Here is a 22585-nt window from a genome sequence, read left to right as displayed (position 1 = left end):
ACATTCGGTCCTGTTCACTGTGCTGCCCTCGCTCGTTCAAGTTTCTCTGCTAGCGTCAACCCGGCCATGGGATCCGTGGTTGAGCCAGGCGGTTTCACGTCGTCATCCCATCGGCCAGCATTCAGCCATGTCGCGGGGTGCGGGATGTAGAGCTGCCCGTCATGCGGGCTGCGGAATGTGTCGGCTTTGACTTGGGTCTTTACGGCTCCGATGATCTGAAGCGCCTTCAAGCCGGGGTGCTTCTTCTCGACGGACTTCCAGGCGCGGTAGGCAGCGGCCTTGCCCTTGCGGAGCGGGTATGCATTCCAGAACTCCTCGAAAGAAGCTGAGTAGGCACATTCCCCCCGGCGGGGGGTAAGGGGGGTATTCTTCTCTTCTGTGCTATTGTGCATTTGTCTTTGTATGTGGTCGCCAGTTGGTCGCTTGCTGGTCGTTTTGCTGGTCGCCAGCTGGACGGTAGACTGATAATCTTCCCACTTTTCAATGGTTAAGATGGAAAACTTGTTGGTCGATGTGATGACCAAATTTCCGAGTTTCGACAAAGTGCTGATGCACGTGCGCACGGTGCGCTCGGACAGGCCCGTTTCCTTCGCCGCGACCTTGCGGCCGAAGACGAATTCACCCGGCTTGAGGGGCACGCACTGGAAGCCGACAAGTTCCGCAAATTCAGTGTGGGTGGCTTTCATTATGCACCAACCCCAAAAGCGCCAAAGATCGGCGTTCTTCCAGACTGGCGAGTCCAGGGACTTACGCCAGAGTTTCACATATCCGCGATGCACAGTAGCTACCAACGACGCTTCAGGACGCTGCGTCGCAATGTACGCGACAACCTTCGGCGAAGCTTTGCAGATCCTCAAGATTGTATCGAACGGATTTCCCGAATTTCGCATAGAGTGGGAGCTTACCCTTGAAGCGGCGTTGCTGTAATGTTGAGATCGATAACCCAAGGAATTGAGCGGCTTCACGCTCGTTCAGATAATGCACGGAGATTTTCATTATTGCTCCTCACGATGGCTGACTGTTTAGCTGCAATTTGTACTGAGCTGCGCAATCTTATGCAATAAGGACGCGCAAGGAGTCAATAATGCTACTATTTCGACTTTTGCTAACTATGATATAAGAATTTGCTACAAACACTCAACACAGGACTTAGATTAGTACCGAAAAGTCAATTGCTATATGGATTTTCACAGCTTTTATTCTTAAAAATGAGAAAAATTTTTGAAAAATATGCTTATTAACTTCACTGTAACGGGAAACGTAAAATATGAAACGAATATTGCCAAGAATTTCTGGCAATGAATTACAACTCATTTAGCGTTGATATATAATCTGATTTCTATGTTGCTACGTGCTATATAAATAACAACGCACACAGTACAGTTTTCAATATGAAAGATGCTTTGATCTGCGCGAAACTATACATTAAATGGTGCAAATTTTATGAACTAACTTTACATATGGCAGCTTGCAGATACTACATAAAATAAATAAAGCCACCCGGAGCGAATCCGAGTGGCTTTAGCATTTGTCTAGGAATATATAGTAGAGCTATTTGGCTAAGCTAATCTTGAGCACCTTTGGCTTCTGCTCGCTCTGGGCGTCTTCCATGATCTGCCCGGCCACACTGGCACCCCGCTGCAACACCTCGTCACGCAGATGGGCGTACCGCGCCGTCATTGCCGCGCTCTTGTGCGTCAGAAGCCGTTGCAGGGTGTAGAGGTCAACTTGCCCTGAGCTTGCCAGCATGGAGGCGTAGGCGTGACGCAGCCCGTGCATGGGCCGGAAGTCGCGCGAGAGTCCGGCCGTATCGCATATCTTCCTTGCGGCTCTGCGCACCTCCACCCGTTGCTTGTCGTCGCGGCCAGGAAACACAAAGTCGCTTTCTCGTGGCAGTGAAAAGAGCATATCTCGCGCCTGGGGGCTCATGGGAATCTTTGCAGATTGCCCGCCCTTGGGGTCGCGTATGCCGATGAACCCACGTTCGAAGTCCAGATCTTCCCAGCGGAGTTTGAGGATTTCCCCGCGCCTCATGCCAGTGAAGAGCGCCATGCGCATAATGCGGGCCACTGCCTGATTTTCGGCGGTGTCCAGTGCTTCCAGGAGCCGCGTAAGTTGTTCAGGGCTCAAATCCTCAGTTTGTAGGTTGTCCACCTTGGGGAGCCGAATTTTGATCTTTGATTCGCAAAGCCCACGGTTGACGCCGAAGTTGATGATGCGCCGCAGAAGTTCCAACACGTTTGCCGTGGTCTTCGGGGTCAGTTGCTTGCCCAACCTCACGCGAAAGCGGTCTATGCTCAGGGGGTCGATTTCCAGCGGGGTCTTGTTGGCAAAGCTGGGGCCGATATGGAGCTTGAAGCGGTTTTCGTCAGTGACGAGGCCCTTGATGCTGGGCCGGGCCTCTTTGTAGAGCGTCCAGAGGCGAAAGATAGTGGGGCGGTTCTCTACGGCTTCCTTTTCCTGTTTTACGCGTTCGCGGCGTACCTGCGCCAACTCGCGGTTGCCTTCAATGAGTGATGCGCGGATGCGGGCGGCCTTGGCTGCGGTCATATTGTCGCGGAATTGCCTGCCCGCAGGCTCTTCGTAGACCTTACCGTCTCGCTTGAACACTGCGTAGAATACCTTCTCGGTGCCGGTGCCTCCCACGCGAGGCTGAACATAGTAATAAACGCCCGTGTAGTCGGTTTTGATCCTGGCAGCCATTTTCCCCCCTACATCTGGATGCAGATTCCTGTCCCAACCTCTATCCCAACCTGTTCCAACCAAATCATACAAATGAGTGCGGAGTCAAGATGTGCATAATATAAGTAATTCAGGTATGATAATAAAGTAATGATAAGTCGTAAAAGATGGTGTTAATCGCTACTCTTGGGCTCATAACCCGAAGGTTGTAGGTTCAAATCCTGCCCCCGCTACCAAAAAAGAAGACAGGGACTTGGAAGTGATTCCAGGTCCCTTTTTCGTTGTTTGGCGAGCGTGGCACAGGCATGCCGCTCGGCATGCGCTCGTTCCTGAACCTCTGATGCGTTCAGCCCATGTCGCAATGATTGCCGCCCGGCTTTGACCGGGCCGGGAGCATGCCCGGAGGAGAGACGGTTTCTGCTGGCCTCGCCGCTTCGCAGGGGGCGTGCAGCCCGCCGTCTGCATCGCCACGGAGATGCGTTTGCCAGGGCGTGCTTGTGCCTCTCGCGGCCGCCGTTCAAGAAGCGTCTCATGGGGCGGATGGCGAAGGCGATCGCGGACAAGCCTTGGCGAGCGGCGCGATAAAAGCGTCTGCCTTGTGCGCAGCGGCCCGGCGCGGCCCAGTCCGGCGCCGGCTACTCCTGCGGCGGCGTTGCCGGCGCCGGGGCGAGGTTGATTTGCCGCATGGCGTTGAGCACATATGCGTCGTCGGCCGCATCCACCTCGGCGCGCCCGGATTTCTGGATGACCTGCGTGAGCGTGACAGCGGTATTGTTGCGCATGCCGACGTAGAAATAGCCGCCGATCTTGCTCGAACGGGCGCTGAGGCGGTATATCTCGTGGTCTCCGGCCTTCTCCACCAGGGTGGCCACGTGTTTGGGCGCGGACTGCCATGTTTTGACGGCTTCGGCCGTGAATTCCGCCAGGGCTTTCCCCGGCGCACGCTGCACGCAGAGCTGCATGGCGTTGCGGTCAGTCATGTCGCCACCGGGGTAATAGAGATAAACGTTCTTCGCACCCATTTCATCGCTTCGGCAGGCGATGACCGCACCGCTGCCGGGCGTTCTGTCCCAGTAGGGGCGCGGCAGGGTCAGGGCCACGCCAAGGACGGAAACCCTGCGCGACACGGCAAAGGGCTCCTGCGCCGGGGCCAGCAGGTTGACGGGAGTGCTCTCCAGCGCCACCGGCTTGAGCACGGGCCCTCTGTTGCGTGAGGGGTATTCGAAGACCATGCCGCGCCGCTCCAAGAAATCGACGCAGCGCCAAAACCACATGCTGCCGGCGTCAAAGGGCTGCCTGGCGCAATTCCCATTGTCCAAGGTCCGCTGCACGGCCCCTTGCAGACCGCCGAAGTCCGGCACGGCGGCCGCGTACGAGAAGCTGACCCCGTGCGTCAGCATGAAGTACACGAGGCGGTAGTTTTCGTCGCGCACCCACGCCGCGGTCTCGATGGGCGTTTTCCCGTCGGCGGTCAGGAACTCCAGCTCCGCGCCGTGGTTGTAGAGCAGGCAAAAGGCCTCGCCGTTGTCTCTGCCCAGGGCCTTCATGATGGGACGCGCCTTTCTGTCGGGCAGCTCCAGGTTGGGATCGCCCTTGCCGATTTCGAGGACCATGCGCAAATAGTCCGGCCCGAGCTGCGGGGTTCTGTAGACCGCCCAGTGCACGAGGGACGACTGCTGCTCCGTGAACTCATGCATGAACAGCATCTGGGGGCCCGTCCATACAGTCATCCTGTTGGGGTCGGCCCCGCGCTCGAGCAAACGGCGGAAGCCGTCCTTGTTCGGGTGGAATAGCAGCCACTCACAGATGCTCAGGCCGTGCAGGCCCACGGCGTTCACATCCGCGCCCGCGTCCACCAGGCTGTCGATGGCCTGCACGTCGCCCTTTTCCGCGGCGGCGGCCAGGGCCTGGGCTTGGGCGTTGCCCGCAAAGGTCTTGTCGGCGCTCAGCTTCGCCAGCGGGGTTGGGTCCAGGGCCGCATGGAGCACGAAGCCGACGCCGGTGACCTGCGCCACGCCGGCCACGGCCAGGGCCGAGACCATCGCCGCGCCGCTCAAGTCCTGAGAGGAGCACCCGGCAAGCAGCGACGCGGTAAGCAGTGATCCGGCAAGCAGCGGGGCAATGCGTTTGCGCAGGGCATTCATTGCGCCGCCTCCTGCGCCTTGGCGCAGCCCGGACCGCACTGGGCTGCCGCGTCCGGACATGGCGCAATGTACTCGTACCCCTTTTGCATCTTCACCATGTGCATGCTCCGCAGCGCTTTCGCTTGGTATGCCGCAGCGGTTTCTGCGTCGGCGCATTTCCATACCTGGCGCACGGCAACCGCCGTGTCCCTGTACTTTCCTACATACAGATAGCCGTCCGCGCCGCTTTGGGCCACCACGCGCAGGATGCGGTGGTCGGGGGCGTCCTCGACCGTCGTGTAGGCGCAGGCCTGGCCAAAGGCGGTGGCGAAGCGCTTCACCGCGAAATCGACTGCCCCGGCCAAAGCCGTGCCCGGCGCATGCAGCAGGGCGACGTGCATCGCCGCGTCTTCCCCCTTGGGCCTTTCACCCTGCGGGAGGTAGGCGTACTCGATGAGATTCCCGCTGCGCTTCAGCCTCACGCCGGCGTCGCGGTCCGTTCTGCTCAGCTCCGTCCATACGGGCGCGGTGAAGGTCAGGTTTATGTCGAAGTGGGCCGCGCGCATGAGGTTGGGATCGGTCATGGCGACTTCGGCCGGAGTGGTTTCGAGCTCCTTGGGGCGTTGGATCAAGCGGCCAGAGGCGGTTGCGTACGAGAACTTCTCGCCGCGCTTTTCCAAAAAGTCGACACAGCGCCAAAACCACATGTATTGCGGATGTTCCGGCCTGCCCGCAATCCAGCCGCTTTTGAACTCGTACTGGATGTTGTCGCGAAGATTCCGCGCCGCATTTCCTGCGCCGGGAGCGCTTTCCGGGCCGGAGATGGTGTAGTCGACGCCGTGCTCAAGGCAGAACAGGACGGTCAGATAGTTCTGGCCCATGGTGTAGGAAGCCTTTTGAACGACGGAATATCCATAGCTGTCGCTTGGAGTGCGATAGTTGATCTTCGCCCCGGCCTTGTAGAGCAGCAGGAAGGCGGCTCTGTCGTTGAACGAAAGCGCGCATTCGATGGGCCGGACCTTGACGCCGCCGGACTCCAGGTTCGGGTCGCCCTTGCCGATGCGCAGCACCATCCGCAGGTAGTCCAGCCCGTGGAGGCCGGAATACGCCGCGGCCCAGTGCACCAGCGAGCGTCCGCTTTTCTCGTCCACGGCCCACAGTTTGTTGGGGTCCGCGCCGAGTTCCAAAAGCCGCCGCAGCCCGGCCTTGTTCGGATGCCCGGCAACCCAGGCGGAAACGGTGAGCCCATACGCGCCAACGGTGTTCACGTTGGCCCCTGCCGTCACAAGCCGGTCTATCTCGGCCACGTCGCCGCGCGCCGCCGCCAGGGCCAGGGCTTGCGTTTTGGCGTCCTTGGGGAAGGCATCCTCCAGCGTCATCTTGCTGAGCGAAGCGAGCGATGCGGACTGCTTGGCCGCCGCAGCTGCGCAGAGAACCATCGCGAGGACCAGAATTGCCGTGAGTGACAGTTTTTTTATCACATTTTCCTCAATAGGCGTATAGACAGCGATTCAAAATATTCGTATGTGGAAGCCGGTTGTATAAGAAATAACAATATTCATGAAAAGCTTTTTTTGCATGCTTCCAGGTGCGGCTGTGAGGGGCCTCGTGCCCGCCGTGTTTCAGGCAGCCTGCACGGTGGTGAAAGGGCAGGGCGCTTCCTCCTTTGTGTGTCTTGTACCCGCAGCCATGGAGTGGGCGCACTGCCGTTTCGGCGCTGCGGCCGTGTGGAGCAGAAATGTTATATGCCTTTCTTGGCATACTTCGTTGACCCTCTCCTGAATCACTGCGTATTCCGGAGCCCTGTTTGCTTGTGGGGCAATGTTTTGTGAAATTGCACAGTTCAGTTCTTGACCATGTATTGCCATTTCACAAAACTGCGTATATATCTCATGCATGAGGTGTAATCCTTCCCGCTCAATATGCACCAGTGGCGAGGAGTAAGCTCCACATGTGGAGAAATGGAAAACACCAGGTGGGAGAGCTATGACATCTGACCGGAAGACATGTGCGCAGGGCTTCGTGGTGACGCGCCAGCCGGTGTTCGACAGAAGGCTTGAGCCCTGGGGCACTTCCATGTGCTTCGCGCAGTCCGACCTGGACGAGTCGCTTTTTGGCGACGAGACTTCCGCAAGCATATTGCTTGAGGCCTATCTGCCCCAGCGCGGCTTCGCCAACGAGAAGACCATCGTCTTCTTCCCGGCCCAGGCGGTTTTGGAAGGCGCGCCCCGCCTTCTGTGGCCGCAGAACATGCTGGTCGAGGTGGACGAGGCCGCGGGCACGGTTCCCGGCCTGCCGGGCGCCATTGCCGAAATAAAGAAGGCCGGCTACGGCATCGCCGTCAGCGGCTACACCAACAACGCGGCCTGCGGCGCCCTGACCCGCCTGGCGGACGTCGTCGTCATCGACGCCACCGCCCCGGCCCTGGGCGAACTGGTGGCCGCTGCGCGCGGCACGGGCGTCAAGACCATGGTCAGCGGCCTTTCCAACTGGGAGATCATGCTCCACGCGCGCAACACCCAGGCCGACATGCTGCAGGGCTTCTTCTTCAACCAGATGAGTCTGCGGCCAAGCGCCAAAAGCATCACCGCCACACAACTTTCCCGCCTGCGCCTGCTGGAGTGCCTGGGCAAGCCGGACGCCGACTTCAAGGCCCTGGCCCGCCTGGTGGAGGCCGACGCGGCCCTGACCTACCGGCTGCTCCTGTTCCTCAATTCCGCCGGGTTCGGCCTGGGGCGCAAGGTGGAGTCCATCCAGCAGGCCATTGTGCTGGCCGGGTGGCAGCCCCTGCACAAGTGGCTGGAGATCCTTCTGCTGACGGACCTCGCCCCCTCGCCGCGGCACCAGGAGCTGTGCTACTACGCCGCGCAGCGTGCGGGCTTCCTCAAGCGCGTGGCCAAGGCCGCCGGGCGCGAGGCGCTCATGCCCGTGCTCTCGCTTTTGGGGCTGCTTTCGTACGTGGAGCCCATTTTGGAGATGCCTCCGGCCCAGGCCCTGGCCAACATCCCCGTGGCCGACGGCATCCGCCTGGCCCTGTGCGGGCGCAAGAGCCCCTATTCACCCTGGCTGGCCCTGGTGCACGCCATGGAACGCGCGGACTGGGACGAGGCCGAGCGCGTGGGCGGCAGCGCCGGGTTGTGCATGGCCGAGCTGTCGCGCTGCTACCGCGAATCCTTTGTCGAGGCGGACACCTTGTTCCGCGCCCTTTCCTCGCCAACGCCCGGCATGGTCTAGCTTCCCGCCGGCAGCACTTCCCCGCGCCGTCTACCGCGCGCCGTCTACTGCGCGCCGTCTACTGCGCGCCGTTTTGGCCGCGCCCGCGCGCCGCGGGCAGCATGGCATCGAACCAAGCGCCAGCGCCGCACCCGCCCGAAGCGCTTGCCCGGCGCTTGCAGTCTTTCGCCTGCGCGGCTAGCATCCGCTTTGCCGTGGGCGATACTCCGGCCCGCTTTCCGACCGTGCCGCCTGTTCCCCGTGCATCGCCCCGGCATCGCTTTCTGGCACCGTTTCGCGGCACCGCCCGCAAGCCACCGTCAGTCGCCACCGTCAGCCGAAAAGGAGCGCCCCCCATGTCCCCACTCATTTCCGTGACCAAAGACACCCGCATCGGCTGGATAGGCACCGGCGTCATGGGCCTGTCCATGTGCGGCCACCTCATGGACGCGGGCCACCCGGCCACCGTGTTCAACCGCACCCGCGCCAAGGCCGAGCCGCTGCTGGCCAAGGGCGCCGCCTGGGCCGAAAGCCCGCGCGCCGTGGCCGAGGCCTCGGATGTGGTCTTCACCATCGTGGGCTACCCGGACGACGTGCGCCGCGTGTACCTGGAGGCGGACGGCGTGCTGGCTGGCCTTGCGCCGGGCAAAATCGCCGTGGACATGACCACCACGAGCCCAAGCCTGGCCGTGGAGATTTTCGCCGCTGCGCAGGCGAAGGGCGCGCACACCCTGGACGCGCCCGTTTCCGGCGGCGACGTGGGCGCCAAGAACGCCGCCCTGTCCATCATGGTCGGGGGCGAGGCGAATATTTTCGAGGCCGTGCGGCCGCTGTTCGAGCGCATGGGCCGCATCATCGCGCACCAGGGCGCGGCCGGGGCCGGGCAGCACACCAAGATGTGCAATCAGATCGTCATCGCCGGGAGCATGATCGGCATGTGCGAGAGCCTGCTCTACGCCACGCGCGCCGGGCTGGACCCCCAGGCCATGCTCGGGTCCATCACCAAGGGCGCGGCGGGTTGCTGGAGCCTGGACAATCTGGCCCCGCGCATTCTGAAGGGCGACTTCGCGCCCGGCTTCATGATCGACCATTTCGTGAAGGACATGGGCATCGCCCTGGACGAGGCCGGGCGCATGGGCCTTGAGCTTCCGGGCCTGGCGCTGGTGCATTCCCTGTACGCGGGCGCGGCCAGGCACGGCCACGGCCGCGACGGCACCCAGGCCCTGTTCCTGGCCCTGAAGGAACTGGCCGCGGCGTAGACTGCGCGCCCTTGAGCGGCATGCGGGCCGCGCCCGGACGGCGGATTCGTCCTGTGGCGGTGGGCCCTGGCGACCAACCCTGGCGCACTGGGGGGGCAGCCCTCCCGGCGTCGCCGCTCCGGTCTATGAACCTGGCCGCAGCCTGCGCCAAGGCGTGGAGCCAAAGCGCAACGCCACGCGGCTGTCGTCGGCGCCCGCATAAAAAAACGCCCGTTTTCGGGCGTTTTTGCGTTGCGGCGGGGAGTGGGGAAGGGCGCTACTTGCCCTTTGTCTCGCAGCGGGCCACCAGGGGCTCGAAGGTGCCGGTCTCCGGCAGGTAGCTCAGCAGTTCGCCCTTCTGCATGTCGAAGTACCAGCCGTGCAGATACACGTGGCCTTGCATCACCCGTTCCCACAGCCAGGGGAAGGTCAGCAGGTTTTCGAGTGAGACCAGCACCGAAGCCTGCTCGCAGGCGCGCTGGCGCAGGGGCTCGTCCTTGTTCGGCAGCTTGGTGGCGACTTCGTTGAGCGCGGACTCGGCAATGGTCACCCACGGGGCGATGAACTCGCCCAAGGCGTCGCGGTCCGGGGCCATGAGGGCCTGGATGCCGCCGCAGCAGGAGTGCCCCAGCACGATGACGTGCTCCACCTGCAGCACCTTGACCGCGTATTCCAGCGCGGCGGAAACGCCGTGGCGGCCGGGAGCGGTTTCGTACGGGGGCACCAGGTTGGCCACGTTGCGCACCACGAAGATGTCGCCGGGCTCCACGCCCAGCAAAAGAGCCGGGTCCACGCGCGAGTCGGAGCAGGCGATGACCAGCACCTTGGGGTTCTGGGCCTGGCTCAGGTCGGAGAAGAGCTGGTTGTCCTCGCAAAAATACGTGCGCTGGAAGATCTTGAAGCCGGAAAGGAAGCGGGCGATGTCCTTCATGAACGGGAGACTCCATGCGGATGCTGACGGTGTGCTGCCAAGGCCCGCATGATAGGGCAGACCCGGCTGGACCACAAGGCCGTCCCAAAAGGGATGAAAATGACGCCGGTGCCGACAGGGCCAAGGGCGCGAAAAAGGCGGCCCCCCCGCGTGAGGGACCGCCTGTCGTGTTCCGTTCTGCCGCGGGGCTAGCCCATGCCGCCGCCGCGCAGCTCGACGATGAGGTTCTGCAGCACGTTGGCCTGGCGGGCCAGCTCCTCCACGGCCTTGGCCGCCTCGCCCATGGCTCCGGAGGTCTCGTTGGCGATGTCGCTCACCTGCTCGATGGAGTGGTTGATCTCCTCGCTGGCGGCGGACTGCTCCTCGCTGGCGGTGGCGATGCTGCGCACCTGGTCCGAGGCGGACTCGACGAGGCGGACGATCTCCGCCAGGGCCTGGCCGGACTCTCCGGCAAGCTCCGTGGTCTCGGTGATGAGCCGGACGGACTTGTCCACGCCCTCCACGTTGGACCTGGCGCTGTGCTGGATGACGGTGATGGCGTCGCCGACCTCCTTGGTGGCGGTCATGGTCTTTTCCGCCAGCTTGCGCACTTCGTCGGCCACCACGGCGAAGCCGCGTCCGGCGTCGCCCGCGCGGGCGGCCTCGATGGCGGCATTGAGCGCCAGCAGGTTGGTCTGGTCGGCGATGTCTGAAATGACCGTGAGGATGCGGCCGATGTCCTCGGCCTGCTTGCCCAGGGTGTTCATGTCGGCCTTGAGCCGGCCGGTCTGGTCCTCCACGCCGGTCATGCCGGTCATGACGCGGTTGACGATCTCCGAGCCGTGCTGGGCGCGCTTGCGGGCGGTCTCCGCCGTTTCCGCCGCCTGAGAGGCGTTCTTGGCCACCTCAAGCACCGTGGCGTTCATCTGCTCCATGGCCGTGGCCGTCTCGGTGACGCGCATGGCTTGCCGGTCCGCGCCCTTGCTGGATTCGCCTATCTGGGCGGAAAGCTCGGCCGAGGCGGAGGACACGACCCCCACGATGGACTGAAGCTTGCCCGCCGCGGCCAGCATGCCCTCGCTCTTGGCGCGCTCCGCGTTCTTGCGCGCCTCGTCCGCCTCGGCCGTGGCGCGCTCCGCGTGCTGGGCCTTTTCCTCGGCCTCGCGGGTCTTGGCGTTGATGTCCTTGATGTTCTGCTCCAGCACGCCGGCTGTGGCGTTCAGCGCATTGTAGATGCCGCCGATCTCGTCCTCGCGCAGGTGCTCTATGCGCTGGTGGTACACGCCGCCCGCGATGCCCTCGACAAAGCGCGAAACGGCCGCCAGCGGCTTGAGGATGGAATTGCTGGCCACAAGCCAGATCGCCAGGGCCATGATGATGAGGCTGACCACGCCCACGGCGCTGAGCAGGTACAGGGTGCCGACAACCGGGGCCTCGATCTCGGCCTTTTCGATGAAGCCCATGAGCTTCCACTTGGTCTTGGGCGAGGTGAAGACGATGCCCATGTACTTCTTGCCGTCGATGACCACGTCTTCGCTGCCGGAGTCCTTGGCGAAGAGCGTCGCCAGGTACTTGGGCTCCACCTCGCCCACCTTCTTGAAGTTCAGGGCCTCGTGCCGCGACTCGGCCAGGATGACGCCGTCGTCCTGCACCAGGGCCATGTAGCCGGTTTGGCCCAGCTTCACCGACTTGATGAGCTCGGTGAGCTTCTTGAGGGAGATGTCCAGGCCCACCACGCCGACCACCTTGCCCTCGCGGCTTATGACGCGGGCGGCGCTGGTCACGGCCTCGCCCGTGGTGGACATGTAGGCCTTGCCCAGCACCGGCTTGTCGGCCACGGGCTTGGTGTCGGTATACCAGGGGCGCTTGCGCGGGTCGTAGCCGCCCGGCATGGCGGAGTCCTCAAGGCAGCTTACGAAGCCGCCCTGCTCGTTGCCGGCGTAAACCTCCACATAGGCCGGATGGGTGCTTTGCACCGTGGCCAGAAAGTCCACCAGCCTGCGCCCGGCGGCATCGCCCTGGTGCACCTGGGCCTTGGTCTTTTCCGTGGTGGTCAGGTGATTGGTGCTCACCTCGTCCACATGCTGCGCAGCGCCGTTCTTGGCCATCATGTCGGCGTTCATCAGGCATTCGTCGAGAAACAGCGAGATGGCGTAGTCGATCTGCTTGATCTCGCCCGTGGCGCTGCGCTGATAGGACAGGCGCGACTGCTGGCTGAAGTCGTAGGCGACGATGGCCAGAATGCCCGCGAGGATGACGGCGATGACCGAGACCAGGCCGAGGATGAGGCGTGTCTTGATGGAGCGGGGCATGGGACCTCCTGGCTGGAGTTGCGGGCTTGTCCGCTGCGGTGCGGAGTCCAGGTTTTACGGCGGAAAGCTTGGAATTTCGCGGCGTCGAAACGCCACGCTGCAGCCTTAGCCCTGCTTCGTGAGGTAAATCAAGCTGATCGCGGTTATGTTGCGTTTTTGTGAAGATGAGGCGTGGCGGATGAGTGAATGTCTGCGATTATAAATCGTTAGGGCGCGGAAAAGAACCGCGCACGAAGATCGTTCTGCACCGGGGAGGGGCGGCAAGACATGTGAATCATTCAGAATGCCTTTGCGCCACGCGAAAGCGGAATGCGAAATAATTAAGTAGCGGCGGCAGGATGTGTTAACACGATTGTCAAACAAGCCTGCATGACGTCACCGGGCGGCCACGCGGACGGCCAGGGCCTACTGCACCTTTTCCGCCGCGGCGCGGCCAATGCGCCCCGGAACCTCCAGCACGCTGGCAGCGGCGTCCAGCACAAAGGCTCCGGCCTTGCGCAGGGGATTCTGGCTTATCTTCGGCGACATCAGCTTTTGCAGGCTGGCCGCCGCGCCCACAAAGCGGTCGTGGTTCAGGCTGTCCGTGCCGGACATGCTGGAGATGTCGATGATCTGAAACTTCTCGGCCTGGGCCATGGCCGCAATGCGCGGATCGCGGGCGTCCAGGTTGCCCATGCGCGCACGGTCGCCGCCCAGGCGGTTGGAAAGGGACAGGGCGCGGTCGTCCGGCGAGGCCAGCACGGTGAGGGGCGGATCCAGCGGACCAAGGGCCTCCACCTGGCTCTGGAACACGTCCAGGTCGATGTCCGGCGCGGCCAGAATCACCGAGCCCAGCCGGGACAAGGTCTTGTCCTTGCCTGTCAGGCGCAGCTGCCGCAGCGACTCCATGGTGAGCCAGCAGCCCATGCTGTGGGCGGCCACGTTGATGTCGCCCAGGCGGCGGTCGGCCGCGAGCTTTTCCAGCAGGGCGGCCAGTTGGTCGCGCGAGAAGGTTGCGCCGTCCTTGTCGGCCACGTAGCCGGAGAGCTCCCCGTCGGACGGCCAGGAGAACAGCAGGGCGCGGCTGATGGGATCGGGGTTGTCCACCACCAGCTGGGCCATGCGGAACAGGGCCTCTGGGAAGTTGGTGTTGTAGCCGTGCACGAAAATATCCACATTGTTGCGGCCGTTGGCGCTGTCCGCCCCGGCCTTGGCCGCGTCGTTGGCTCCGGTCAGCTTTGCCGCCAACGCCGGCGCCTGTTCCGTCGTCGGCGTCTGTTTTGCCGCCAGGGCCGCGGTTTTGCCCATCGGCTTGTCGCCGCTGCCGACCGCGCCAGGCGCGGGCATCCCGTCATCGGCAGAGTCGGCCGAGGAGCCGTCGTTTTTGGCCAGGGCGTCCAGCAGTTCCTGCTCCGAAAGGGCCGTGTACGAGGCGATGGCGAAGTCCGTGGCCGGGTCCGGCGTTTTGCCCGCCTTGGGCCACTCGATGTTCGCGGGCTTGTGCGTGGGCGGAATGGCGATGACGTAGCGCGCCAGCTGCATCACCCGCGAGCGTTTGGAGCAGTACGAGCCCTCGTGTCCGTCCTCCGGCGCGCGCGTGGTGGCCACAAAGACGGTTATCTGCCGGGGCGCGGCGGCCGCGGCGGGCACCGGCACAAGGGTCATGGCGCCGGGGCGCGGGGCGCAGCCGGAGAGGGCCAGCGCAAGGGCGAACACGGCGAGCAGAACGGGGATTTGAAGCGTGGTGGCGACCGCGTTGCGGTGCAGTGGCTGGCGCGTCATGTCTTGTGTCTCCATTGGCGGGGGGGCCGCACGGAGCCTTCATGTCCCCAAAGCGAAACGAAGGCAAGAGGGACGGCTTTGTTTCAATCGCTGCGCGGGCTGCGAGGATTTTCACCGGCGCGGCGGGCGGCGCGGGCGGGAGGAATCGCCAGATGGAATGCTTGCGGCCCGCGTTGCGGCGGCTGACTTTGCCCCACGGATCCACATGGTGAATCCACAAGGCGGGCTTACAGGGCGGATTCCTGCTGCGCGTGCTTGCCCCGGCGCTTCATCCACAGGCGCGCGCGCTCCATGTACAGGTAGACCACGGGCGTGGTGTACAGCGTCATGGCCTGGCTGAACAACAGCCCGCCGATGATGGTGATGCCCAGCGGCCGCCTGAGCTCCGAGCCGACGCCCTGGCCCAGGGCCAAGGGCAGCGCGCCCAAGAGCGCGGCCATGGTGGTCATCATGATGGGCCGGAAGCGCAGCAGGCAGGCCTTGCTGATGGCGTCCTCGGGCGAGAGCCCGCCGCGGCGTTCGGCGTCGATGGCGAAGTCGACCATCATGATGCCGTTCTTTTTGACGATGCCGATGAGCAGGATGATGCCGATGATGGCGATGACCGAAAGGTCCGTGCCGGTGGCCAGCAGGGCCAGCACCGCGCCCACGCCCGCGCTGGGCAGGGTGGAGAGGATGGTCACCGGATGCACCAGGCTCTCGTACAGCACGCCCAGCACGATATACACGCTGATGAGCGCGGCCAGAATGAGCAGGGGCTGGTTGGCCAGGGCGGCCTGGAAGGCCTGCGCCGTGCCCTGGAAGCTGCCCCGGATGCTGCCGGGCAGGCCCAGGTCGCGCGCGGCCTCGTCGATGACCTTCACCGCGTCGCCCAGGGCCGTGCCCGGCGCCAGGTTGAAGGAGAGCGTCACCGAGGGGAACTGGCTTTGATGGTTCACCGCGAGGGAGGTGGAGTTGGTGGTGTGCCGCGTGAACACGGAAAGGGGCACCTGCGAGCCGTCGGAAAGGGGCACGTAGATGTCCTTCAGGCCGTCCGGTCCCAGCAGGTGGCCGGGTTCGGCCTCCATGACCACATGGTACTGGTTGAGCGGCGCATAGGTGATGGAGACCTGCCGCTGGCCGAAGGCGTCGTACAGGATGTTGTCGATGAGCTGCGGGGTGACGCCCAGGCGCGAGGCCGTGGCCCGGTCGATGCTCAGGGTGGACATGAGGCCCCGGTCCAGCTGGTCGCTGTTCACGTCGACCAGTTGCGGCAGCGAGCGCAGCTTGGCCAACAACCGGGGCGACCAGTAGTTCAGGTCGTTCACGCTCTCGGCCTGCAGGGTGTACTGGTACAGCGCGCTCGAACCGCGCCCGCCCACGCGCAGGTCCTGCACCAGCTGCAGATACGTGGGCGCACCCGGCACGCCGGCAAGCTTCTTGCGCAGCCTGCCCATGACCTGCTCGGCGTTGATGCCGCGCTTCTCGAAGGGGGCCAGGGTGGCGAAGATGCGCGCGCTGTTCGGGCTGCCGCTGGAGCCGCCGCCCGTGCCGCCGATGAACCCGGTGACGTATTCCACGTCCGGGTCCTCCTTCATGATCTCCATGACGCGCTTGAGCTTTCTTTCCATGGTCTGGAACGAGACGTCCTGCGCGGCCTGGATGTTGCCGGAAAGCCGCCCGGTGTCCTGCTGGGGAAAGAAGCCCTTGGGGATGAGCACGTAGAGGTAGCCGTTCAGCAGCAGGGTGCCGATGGCGATGCACAGGGTGATGCGCTTGTGGCGCAGGGCCGTGCGCAGGGTTTCGGCGTAGAGCGCGGCGAGGTTGTTGAACACGCGCTCGCTGCCGCGGCTGAACCAGCCCTTGCGCTCCTGTCCGGGCGGGCGCAAAAGCGCCGCGCACATCATGGGCGTGGTGGTGAGCGAGAGCAGCATGGATACGAAAATGGCGGAGGAGAGCACCACCGCGAACTCGCGGAACAGGCGTCCCACCATGCCGCCCATGAGCAGAATGGGCAAAAACACCGCCACCAGCGAAATGCTCATGGAGACGACGGTGAAGGAGATCTCCTTGGCGCCGGCAAAGGCGGCCTCGCGCGGCTGCATGCCGCCCTCGATGTGCCGGGTTATGTTCTCCAGCACCACGATGGCGTCGTCGACCACGAAGCCCGTGGCGATGGTGAGCGCCATGAGCGAGAGGTTGTCCAGCGAATAGCCGCACAGAAACATGATGGCGAAGGTGCCCACCAGCGAAACCACCGTGGCCACGGCGGGAATGACCGTGGCGCGGAAGGTGCGCAGAAACACGAACACCACCAGGATGACCAGGGCGCAGGAGAGCAGCAGGCTCAGCTCGACATCCTTGAGCGAGCCCCTGATCGGCGGCGAGCGGTCCACCACGGGATTCAGGGTCATGCCGCCGGGCAGTCCGGCCTCAAGCCGGGGCAGCAGCCCGCGCACGCTGTTCACGGTCTCGATGATGTTTGCGCCGGGCTGGCGGAAGATGACCAGCAGCACGGCGGGCTTGCCGTTGACGAAGCCCGCGGCGCGCGTGTCCTCCACGCTTTCGGTGACGGTGGCCACATCGGCCAGGCGCACCGCCGCGCCGGAGCGGTAGGTGAGCACCAGCGGCTCGTACTCCGAGGCCTTGGGTTTCAACTGATCGTTGGTCATCACCTCCCAGGCGCGGTCTCCCTGGGACACCTGGCCCTTGGGCCGGTTGACGTTGGTCTTGGCGAGAACGCCGCGCACGTCCTCCAGGCTCAGGCCGTAGCGGCTCACGGCGGCGGGGTTGAGCTCCACGCGCACGGCGGGCAGCGAGCCACCGCCCACGAACACCTGCCCCACGCCCTCCACCTGGGCCAGCTTTTGCTGCAAAACTGTGGCGGCGGTGTCGTACAGCTGGGCGCGGGTGTGCTTTTCGGAGGTCAGGGCCAGGATGAGAATGGGCGCGTCGGCCGGGTTGATCTTGCGGTAGTTGGGGTTGGACGGCATGTTCGAGGGCAGAAAGCCCCGCGCGGCGTTGATGGCCGCCTGCACGTCGCGCGCGGCGCCGTTGATGTCGCGGTCCAGGTCGAACTGCAGGGTGATGCTGGTGCTGCCGCGTGAGCTGGTGCTCGTCATCTCGGTCACGCCGGCAATGCGGCCGAACTGCCGCTCCAGCGGCGCGGCCACGCTGGTGGCCATGGTTTCCGGGTCCGCGCCGGGCAGCGCGGCGGAAACGGAAATGGTCGGAAAGTCCACCTGCGGCAGCGGCGAAACCGGCAGCAGGCGAAAGGCTATGGCCCCGGCCAGGGCTATGGCCAGGGTCAGCAGCGTGGTGGCCACGGGCCGCCGGATGAAGGGCGCGGAGAGGCTCATGGCTTGTCCGTGGGCCCGCTTTGGGTAGCGTCGCGCTTCGTGCCGTCCGCTGCGTCCGCCGCCGTGTCTTTTGTCATGTTTTCCGGCGCGTCTTTCCTCGTTTCTTCCGGCTCGGGCGGGGCGATTTTGCCCGCGGCTCCATGGCCCAGCACGCGCCGGGCCAACCGGTCGAAGGCCAGGTAGATGACCGGCGTGGTGTAGAGCGTGAGCACCTGGCTGATGACCAGGCCGCCGATGATGGACACGCCGAGGGGACGCCTGAGCTCCGAGCCCACGCCGGTGCCCAGCGCCATGGGCAAAGCGCCCAGAAGCGCGGCCATGGTGGTCATCATGATGGGCCGGAAGCGCAGCAGGCTGGCCTGGTAGATGGCCTCGCGCGGGGGCAGGCCGTGCTCGCGCTCGGCCTCCAGGGCGAAGTCGACCATCATGATGCCGTTCTTTTTGACGATGCCGATGAGCAGGATGATGCCGATGACCGCGATGACCGTGAGCTCCATGCGGCAGGCCATGAGGGCCAGCACCGCGCCCACGCCCGCGCTGGGCAGGGTGGAGAGGATGGTCACCGGGTGGATGTAGCTTTCGTACATGACGCCGAGCACGATGTAGACCGTGATGAGCGCGGCCAGAATGAGCAGGGGCTGGTTGCCCAGCGAGGCCATGAAGGCCTGCGCCGTGCCCTGGAAGCTGCCCGCGGTGCTGTCCGGCAGGCCCACGTCGCGCGCGGTCTCGTGCACGGCGTCCACCGCGTGGCCCAGGGCCACGCCCGGGGCGAGGTTGAAGGAGGCCGTCACCGAGGGGAACTGCCCCTGGCGCGAGATGACGAGCTGGGTGCTGGTCTCGCGCACGGTCACCAGCGAGGAGAGGGGCACGCTGCCGCCGTCCGCGCTCTTGATGTAGATGGCGTTCAGGGCCTGCGGGCCTTCCTGCATGCCCAGGGGGGCCACCAGCACCACGCGGTACTGGTTCAGCTCCGTAAAGATGGTGGACACGAAGCGCTGGCCGAAGGCGTCGTACAGGGCGTCGTCTATGGCCTGGGGCGTTATGCCCAGGCGCGAGGCCGTGGCCCGGTCGATGTCCAGCTGGATGCGCAGGCCGTTGTTCAGCTGGTCGCTGCTCACGTCGATGAGCTCCGGCCGGGCGCGCAGGGCGTCGATGAAGCGCGGGGCCCACAGGGCCAGGGTGGCCGGGTTGGCGTCCTCAAGGGTGTACTGGTACTGGGTGCGGCTGCTGCGCGCGTCAACCGTCAGGTCCTGGGCGGGCTGCATGAACAGGGCGTTGCCGCCCAGGGCGGAAAGGCGCGGCGAAAGCCTGCGGATGACCTCCTGCGCGGTCTCGTCGCGGTCGGCCAGGGGCTTGAGGACGATCTGGATGCGCCCGGTGTTCAACGACACGTTCTGGCCGTCGATGCCGATGAAGGACGAGAGGCTCTCCACCGCCGGGTCCTTCAGAATCTCCTTCACGAGCTCCTGCTGGCGCTCGCTCATGGCCTGGAAGGACGAGGACTGCGGCGCCTCGGAAACGCCCAGGATGATGCCCGTGTCCTGCACGGGGAAAAAGCCCTTGGGCACGATGACATACAGCACCACGGTGAGCACGAGGGTGCCCACGGCCACGGCCAGCGTGGCGTTCTGGTGCTCCAGCACGTACTCCAGGCTTGTGGCGTAGCCCTGCACCATGCGGTCGAACTGGCGCTGCATCCAGGCGGCCGGGCCGCGCGTGGGCAGCTTTTCCTTGGGCACATGCTTGAGCAGGCGCGCGCACATCATGGGCGTGAGCGTGAGCGAAACCACGGCGGAAATAAGAATGGTGACGCCGAGGGTGATGGCGAACTCGCGGAAGAGCCGGCCCACCACGTCGCCCATGAACAGCAGGGGAATGAGCACCGCGATGAGCGACACCGTGAGTGAGAGGATGGTGAAGCCTATCTGCTTGGAGCCCTTGAGCGCGGCAAGGAAGGGCGGATCGCCCTCCTCCACGTAGCGGCTGACGTTTTCGATCATGACGATGGCGTCGTCGACCACGAAGCCCGTGGAGATGGTGAGCGCCATGAGCGAGAGGTTGTTGAGGCTGAAGCCCGCCAGATACATGACGCCGAAGGTGCCCACCAAAGACACGGGCACGGCCACGCTGGGAATGGTGGTGGCGGGCAGGTTGCGCAAGAACAGGTAGATGACGAGCACCACCAGGGCCACGGCCAGCATGAGTTCGTGCTGCACGTCGCGCACGCTGGCGCGGATGGTCATGGTGCGGTCGGAAAGCACGGTGACCTGGACCGAGGCGGGCAGGGCGCTCTTGAGTTGCGGCAAGAGCCGCTTCACGCGGTCCACCACCTCGATGACGTTGGCCCCGGGCTGGCGCTGGATGTTCACGATGATCGCCGGGTCGTTGTTCATCCAGGCGGCCTGGCGCACGTCCTCGGGACCGTCCACCACCTCGGCCACGTCGGTCAGGAACACGGGCGCACCGTTCTTCCAGGCCACGATGAGCTGGCGGTAGTCCTTGCTGGAATAAAGCTGGTCGTTGGCGCCGATGATGGCGGCCTGGCGCGGGCCGTCGAAGCCGCCCTTGGCCTGGTTCACGTTGGCCGCGGCTATGGACGTGCGCAGGTCCTCCAGCGAAAGGCCCAGGGCGGAAAGGGCGCGCGGGTTGGCGTGCACGCGCACGGCCGGGCGCTGCCCGCCGCTTATGCTCACCAAGCCCACGCCCGGCAGCTGCGAAATTTTCTGCGCCAGGCGCGTGTCGGCCAGGTCCTCAACCTTGTAGAGCGGCAGCTCCTTGGAGGTCAGGGCCAGGGTGAGAATGGGCGCGTCGGCCGGGTTGACCTTGCTGTACACGGGCGGATTGGGCAGGTCCTTTGGCAGATAGGAGTAGCCGGCGTTGATGGCCGCCTGGACCTGCTGCTCGGCCACGTCGAGGCTGATTTCAAGGGAGAACTGGAGCAGGATGACCGAGCAGCCGCCGGAGCTGGTGGAGGTCATCTGCGAGAGGCCGGGCATTTGCCCGAACTGGCGCTCCAGCGGCGCGGTGACGCTGGTGGCCATGACATCCGGGCTGGCGCCGGGATAAAAGGTGCGCACCTGGATGGTGGGATAGTCCACCTGGGGCAGGGCGGCCACGGGCAGCTGCTTGTAGGCCACCAAGCCGGCCAGCACGATGGCCACCATCAACAGCGAGGTGGCGACCGGCCGCCGGATGAACGGCTCGCAGATGTTCATGGCCGGGCCTGGGGCTGGCTCCCCGCCTGGACATCCTGCTTCGGCGCGGCGTCGGGCTGCTTGTCCGGCTTATGGTCCGGCTTTTGTCCCGGCTTCTGCTCGGCCTTGGCCTTGTGCTCCGCCGTGACGTTTGTTGTGGCGTTGGTGTGGGCGCTGGTCGTCGCGTCCGTCTTGGCGGCAGTGCCTGCGGCTGGCGTCTGTGCTTTGCGCGCGGCCTTGGCGTCCGTTTTTGCATCGGCCTTGGCGTCGGCCTTGGCATCGGGCTTGGCGTCGGATTTGGCCACAGGAGCGGCCTTGCGGTCCTCCGGCTTGGCGACCGGGCCTCTGGTTGCGCCGGAGGCCGCGCCGGGCTGAGCTGTGGCGTTCTGGTGCGCCGCCGGTTGCCCTGCCATTTGGCCGGTCGACTGCCCCTTCGCCTTGTCCGCGGGCTGGTCAGGAGCCTGGGCGGTGGCGTTCTGGCTGGTGGCGTTCTGGGTGCCGGCCTCGGGCTTCTTGCCGCCGGGAAGTTTGATTTCCACCGGGGAGCCGTCGCGCAGGCGGTCCGCGCCGTCCACAACGACCTTTTCGCCAAGGGCCAGGCCCTTCAAGATGACGCTCTGGCCGTCGCCGCTTTCGCCCACGCTCACATTCCGAGCATTGGCCACGCCCTCCGGCGAGACGACATACAGATACGTGCCCTGCTGGCCGCGCTGCACGGCGGCGGCGGGCACCACGATGGCGTCCTTGAGCACTTCGAGCAGCAGCTTGGCGTTGACGAACTGGTTGGGGTACAGTTCGCCCTTGGTGTTGGCGAAGGTGGCCTTGAGCTTCACCGTGCCGGTGCTGGTGTCTATCTGGTTGTCCAGGCTGAAGAGTTCGCCCTGGGCGAGCTTTTTGGTCTGCTCGCGGTCGTAGGCGTCCACGCGCAGCTTCTCGCCCGTGCGCAATTTATCCATAACTTTAGGCAGCTGGTCCTCGGGCAGGGTGAACACCACGTTGATCGGTGCAATCTGGTTCACAACGAGCAGGCCGTTTGCATCACTGGCGTGCACCATATTGCCCGGATCCACCTGACGCAGACCCACCTGGCCGGAAACCGGCGCGGTGATGCGGCTGTAGGTGATTTGCAGCCTGGCGCTGTCCGCCGTGGCCTTGTCCGCGGCCACGGTGCCCTCGTACTGGTGCACCAGGGACTGCTGCGTGTCATACTGCTGACGGGCGATGGCGCCCTGCGCCATGAGCTCGGCGTAGCGCTTGAGGTCCATGCGGGCGTTTTCCAAAAGCGCCCTGTCGCGCCGGAGCTGGCCGTCGGCCTGGGCGAGCTGCACCTGGAAAGGTCTTGAATCGATGACTAAAAGAAGGTCGCCGGCCTTCACCATCTGCCCCTCGCGGAAGAGCACCTGCATGAGCTGGCCGTCCACGCGGCTGCGCACGGTCACGGTGCTTTGCGGGGTCACCGTGCCCAGGCTGGAGAGAAACACCTCCACATCCTGGGTCTTGGCCTCGGCCACCACAACGGGCAGGGGGCGGTTCTTGCCGTTGGCGGCCTGCTTGGCCGCGTTGGCCGCGGCCTTGTACCAGTAGGCCCCGCCGCCCGCAGCCAGGCAGAGGGCCACCAGGGCGAGCAGCAGCCATTTGGTTTTTCGGGAGGCGACCGGAAGCGGAGCGGTTTCACTCATTGCTGTATCCTGTGGCGGCTGGCAGCGCGCCTGCGGGCTTGGCCCGCCGGAAATTTCCTGACGTATCGGACAAAACGTTGCAGCACATGAGACATTGCAATAACCATACCTGCTATACCGAAGGGTTGCGGACCG

Annotated in this window: 13 protein-coding genes; 2 read left to right on the top strand and 11 right to left on the bottom strand. The window is 64.5% G+C overall.

The annotated features are described in order from the left end of the window. Positions 1–14 precede the first annotated feature (14 nt). The 5 genes from ACYQ4W_RS09960 to ACYQ4W_RS09940 form a co-directional block, all read right to left on the bottom strand. On the bottom strand, positions 15–686 hold the full coding sequence (locus ACYQ4W_RS09960; protein ID WP_459855928.1) for a hypothetical protein: 672 nt from the start codon (positions 684–686) through the stop codon (positions 15–17). A gap of 112 nt (positions 687–798) precedes the next feature. Then, positions 799–996 carry a helix-turn-helix domain-containing protein gene (locus ACYQ4W_RS09955; protein ID WP_459855925.1) on the bottom strand — a complete coding sequence of 66 codons (198 nt, stop codon included), beginning with the start codon at positions 994–996 and terminating at the stop codon, positions 799–801. A gap of 555 nt (positions 997–1551) precedes the next feature. Next, entirely contained in the window at positions 1552–2703 is a 1152-nt protein-coding gene (locus tag ACYQ4W_RS09950; protein WP_459855923.1) for a tyrosine-type recombinase/integrase, read from the bottom strand. A 614-nt stretch (positions 2704–3317) separates the two neighbouring features. Beyond that, positions 3318–4826, bottom strand: a complete 1509-nt coding sequence (locus ACYQ4W_RS09945) for an ankyrin repeat domain-containing protein (RefSeq protein WP_459855920.1) — start codon at positions 4824–4826, stop codon at positions 3318–3320. Next, positions 4823–6244 (bottom strand): ankyrin repeat domain-containing protein, encoded by a 1422-nt coding sequence (locus ACYQ4W_RS09940; protein WP_459855918.1) that lies wholly within the window; start codon positions 6242–6244, stop codon positions 4823–4825. The genes ACYQ4W_RS09945 and ACYQ4W_RS09940 overlap by 4 nt, the downstream gene beginning before the upstream one ends. A gap of 547 nt (positions 6245–6791) precedes the next feature. Between ACYQ4W_RS09940 and ACYQ4W_RS09935 the strand changes: the two genes are divergently transcribed. Next, positions 6792–8039 carry an EAL and HDOD domain-containing protein gene (locus ACYQ4W_RS09935; protein ID WP_459855915.1) on the top strand — a complete coding sequence of 416 codons (1248 nt, stop codon included), beginning with the start codon at positions 6792–6794 and terminating at the stop codon, positions 8037–8039. Positions 8040–8374: 335 nt separating this feature from the next. Beyond that, the gene (locus ACYQ4W_RS09930; protein WP_459855911.1) at positions 8375–9277 is read left to right on the top strand and encodes an NAD(P)-dependent oxidoreductase; all 903 of its coding nucleotides are present in this window, start codon (positions 8375–8377) and stop codon (positions 9275–9277) included. 256 nt (positions 9278–9533) lie between these two features. Here ACYQ4W_RS09930 and ACYQ4W_RS09925 read toward each other — a convergent pair whose 3' ends face one another. The 6 genes from ACYQ4W_RS09925 to ACYQ4W_RS09900 all read right to left on the bottom strand — a co-directional run bounded on the left by ACYQ4W_RS09925 (position 9534) and on the right by ACYQ4W_RS09900 (position 22450). Next, positions 9534–10187 carry a carbonic anhydrase gene (locus tag ACYQ4W_RS09925; protein WP_459855909.1) on the bottom strand — a complete coding sequence of 218 codons (654 nt, stop codon included), beginning with the start codon at positions 10185–10187 and terminating at the stop codon, positions 9534–9536. Positions 10188–10375: 188 nt separating this feature from the next. After that, the gene (locus ACYQ4W_RS09920; protein ID WP_459855907.1) at positions 10376–12478 is read right to left on the bottom strand and encodes a methyl-accepting chemotaxis protein; all 2103 of its coding nucleotides are present in this window, start codon (positions 12476–12478) and stop codon (positions 10376–10378) included. A gap of 405 nt (positions 12479–12883) precedes the next feature. Continuing rightward, positions 12884–14239, bottom strand: coding sequence for an alpha/beta hydrolase (locus tag ACYQ4W_RS09915; protein WP_459855904.1), 1356 nt, complete (start codon positions 14237–14239; stop codon positions 12884–12886). A 227-nt stretch (positions 14240–14466) separates the two neighbouring features. Next, positions 14467–17577 (bottom strand): multidrug efflux RND transporter permease subunit, encoded by a 3111-nt coding sequence (locus ACYQ4W_RS09910; protein ID WP_459855901.1) that lies wholly within the window; start codon positions 17575–17577, stop codon positions 14467–14469. After that, positions 17574–20792, bottom strand: coding sequence for a multidrug efflux RND transporter permease subunit (locus ACYQ4W_RS09905; RefSeq protein WP_459855898.1), 3219 nt, complete (start codon positions 20790–20792; stop codon positions 17574–17576). Before ACYQ4W_RS09905 ends, ACYQ4W_RS09910 begins: the two co-directional genes overlap by 4 nt. Next, entirely contained in the window at positions 20789–22450 is a 1662-nt protein-coding gene (locus ACYQ4W_RS09900) for an MdtA/MuxA family multidrug efflux RND transporter periplasmic adaptor subunit (protein ID WP_459855895.1), read from the bottom strand. Before ACYQ4W_RS09900 ends, ACYQ4W_RS09905 begins: the two co-directional genes overlap by 4 nt. Positions 22451–22585 lie beyond the last annotated feature (135 nt).

This window comes from Humidesulfovibrio idahonensis, assembly GCF_054657715.1.
This window is presented reverse-complemented; position numbering and strand designations above follow the sequence as displayed.

Excerpts from the sequence above, each read along its gene's own strand:
- ACYQ4W_RS09960 (WP_459855928.1), bottom strand. The coding sequence starts at position 686 with ATGAAAGCCACCCACACTGAATTTGCGGAACTTGTCGGCTTCCAGTGC.
- ACYQ4W_RS09955 (WP_459855925.1), bottom strand. The coding sequence starts at position 996 with ATGAAAATCTCCGTGCATTATCTGAACGAGCGTGAAGCCGCTCAATTC.
- ACYQ4W_RS09950 (WP_459855923.1), bottom strand. The coding sequence starts at position 2,703 with ATGGCTGCCAGGATCAAAACCGACTACACGGGCGTTTATTACTATGTT.
- ACYQ4W_RS09945 (WP_459855920.1), bottom strand. The coding sequence starts at position 4,826 with ATGAATGCCCTGCGCAAACGCATTGCCCCGCTGCTTGCCGGATCACTG.
- ACYQ4W_RS09940 (WP_459855918.1), bottom strand. The coding sequence starts at position 6,244 with ATGGTTCTCTGCGCAGCTGCGGCGGCCAAGCAGTCCGCATCGCTCGCT.
- ACYQ4W_RS09935 (WP_459855915.1), top strand. The coding sequence starts at position 6,792 with ATGACATCTGACCGGAAGACATGTGCGCAGGGCTTCGTGGTGACGCGC.
- ACYQ4W_RS09930 (WP_459855911.1), top strand. The coding sequence starts at position 8,375 with ATGTCCCCACTCATTTCCGTGACCAAAGACACCCGCATCGGCTGGATA.
- ACYQ4W_RS09925 (WP_459855909.1), bottom strand. The coding sequence starts at position 10,187 with ATGAAGGACATCGCCCGCTTCCTTTCCGGCTTCAAGATCTTCCAGCGC.
- ACYQ4W_RS09920 (WP_459855907.1), bottom strand. The coding sequence starts at position 12,478 with ATGCCCCGCTCCATCAAGACACGCCTCATCCTCGGCCTGGTCTCGGTC.
- ACYQ4W_RS09915 (WP_459855904.1), bottom strand. The coding sequence starts at position 14,239 with ATGACGCGCCAGCCACTGCACCGCAACGCGGTCGCCACCACGCTTCAA.
- ACYQ4W_RS09910 (WP_459855901.1), bottom strand. The coding sequence starts at position 17,577 with ATGAGCCTCTCCGCGCCCTTCATCCGGCGGCCCGTGGCCACCACGCTG.
- ACYQ4W_RS09905 (WP_459855898.1), bottom strand. The coding sequence starts at position 20,792 with ATGAACATCTGCGAGCCGTTCATCCGGCGGCCGGTCGCCACCTCGCTG.
- ACYQ4W_RS09900 (WP_459855895.1), bottom strand. The coding sequence starts at position 22,450 with ATGAGTGAAACCGCTCCGCTTCCGGTCGCCTCCCGAAAAACCAAATGG.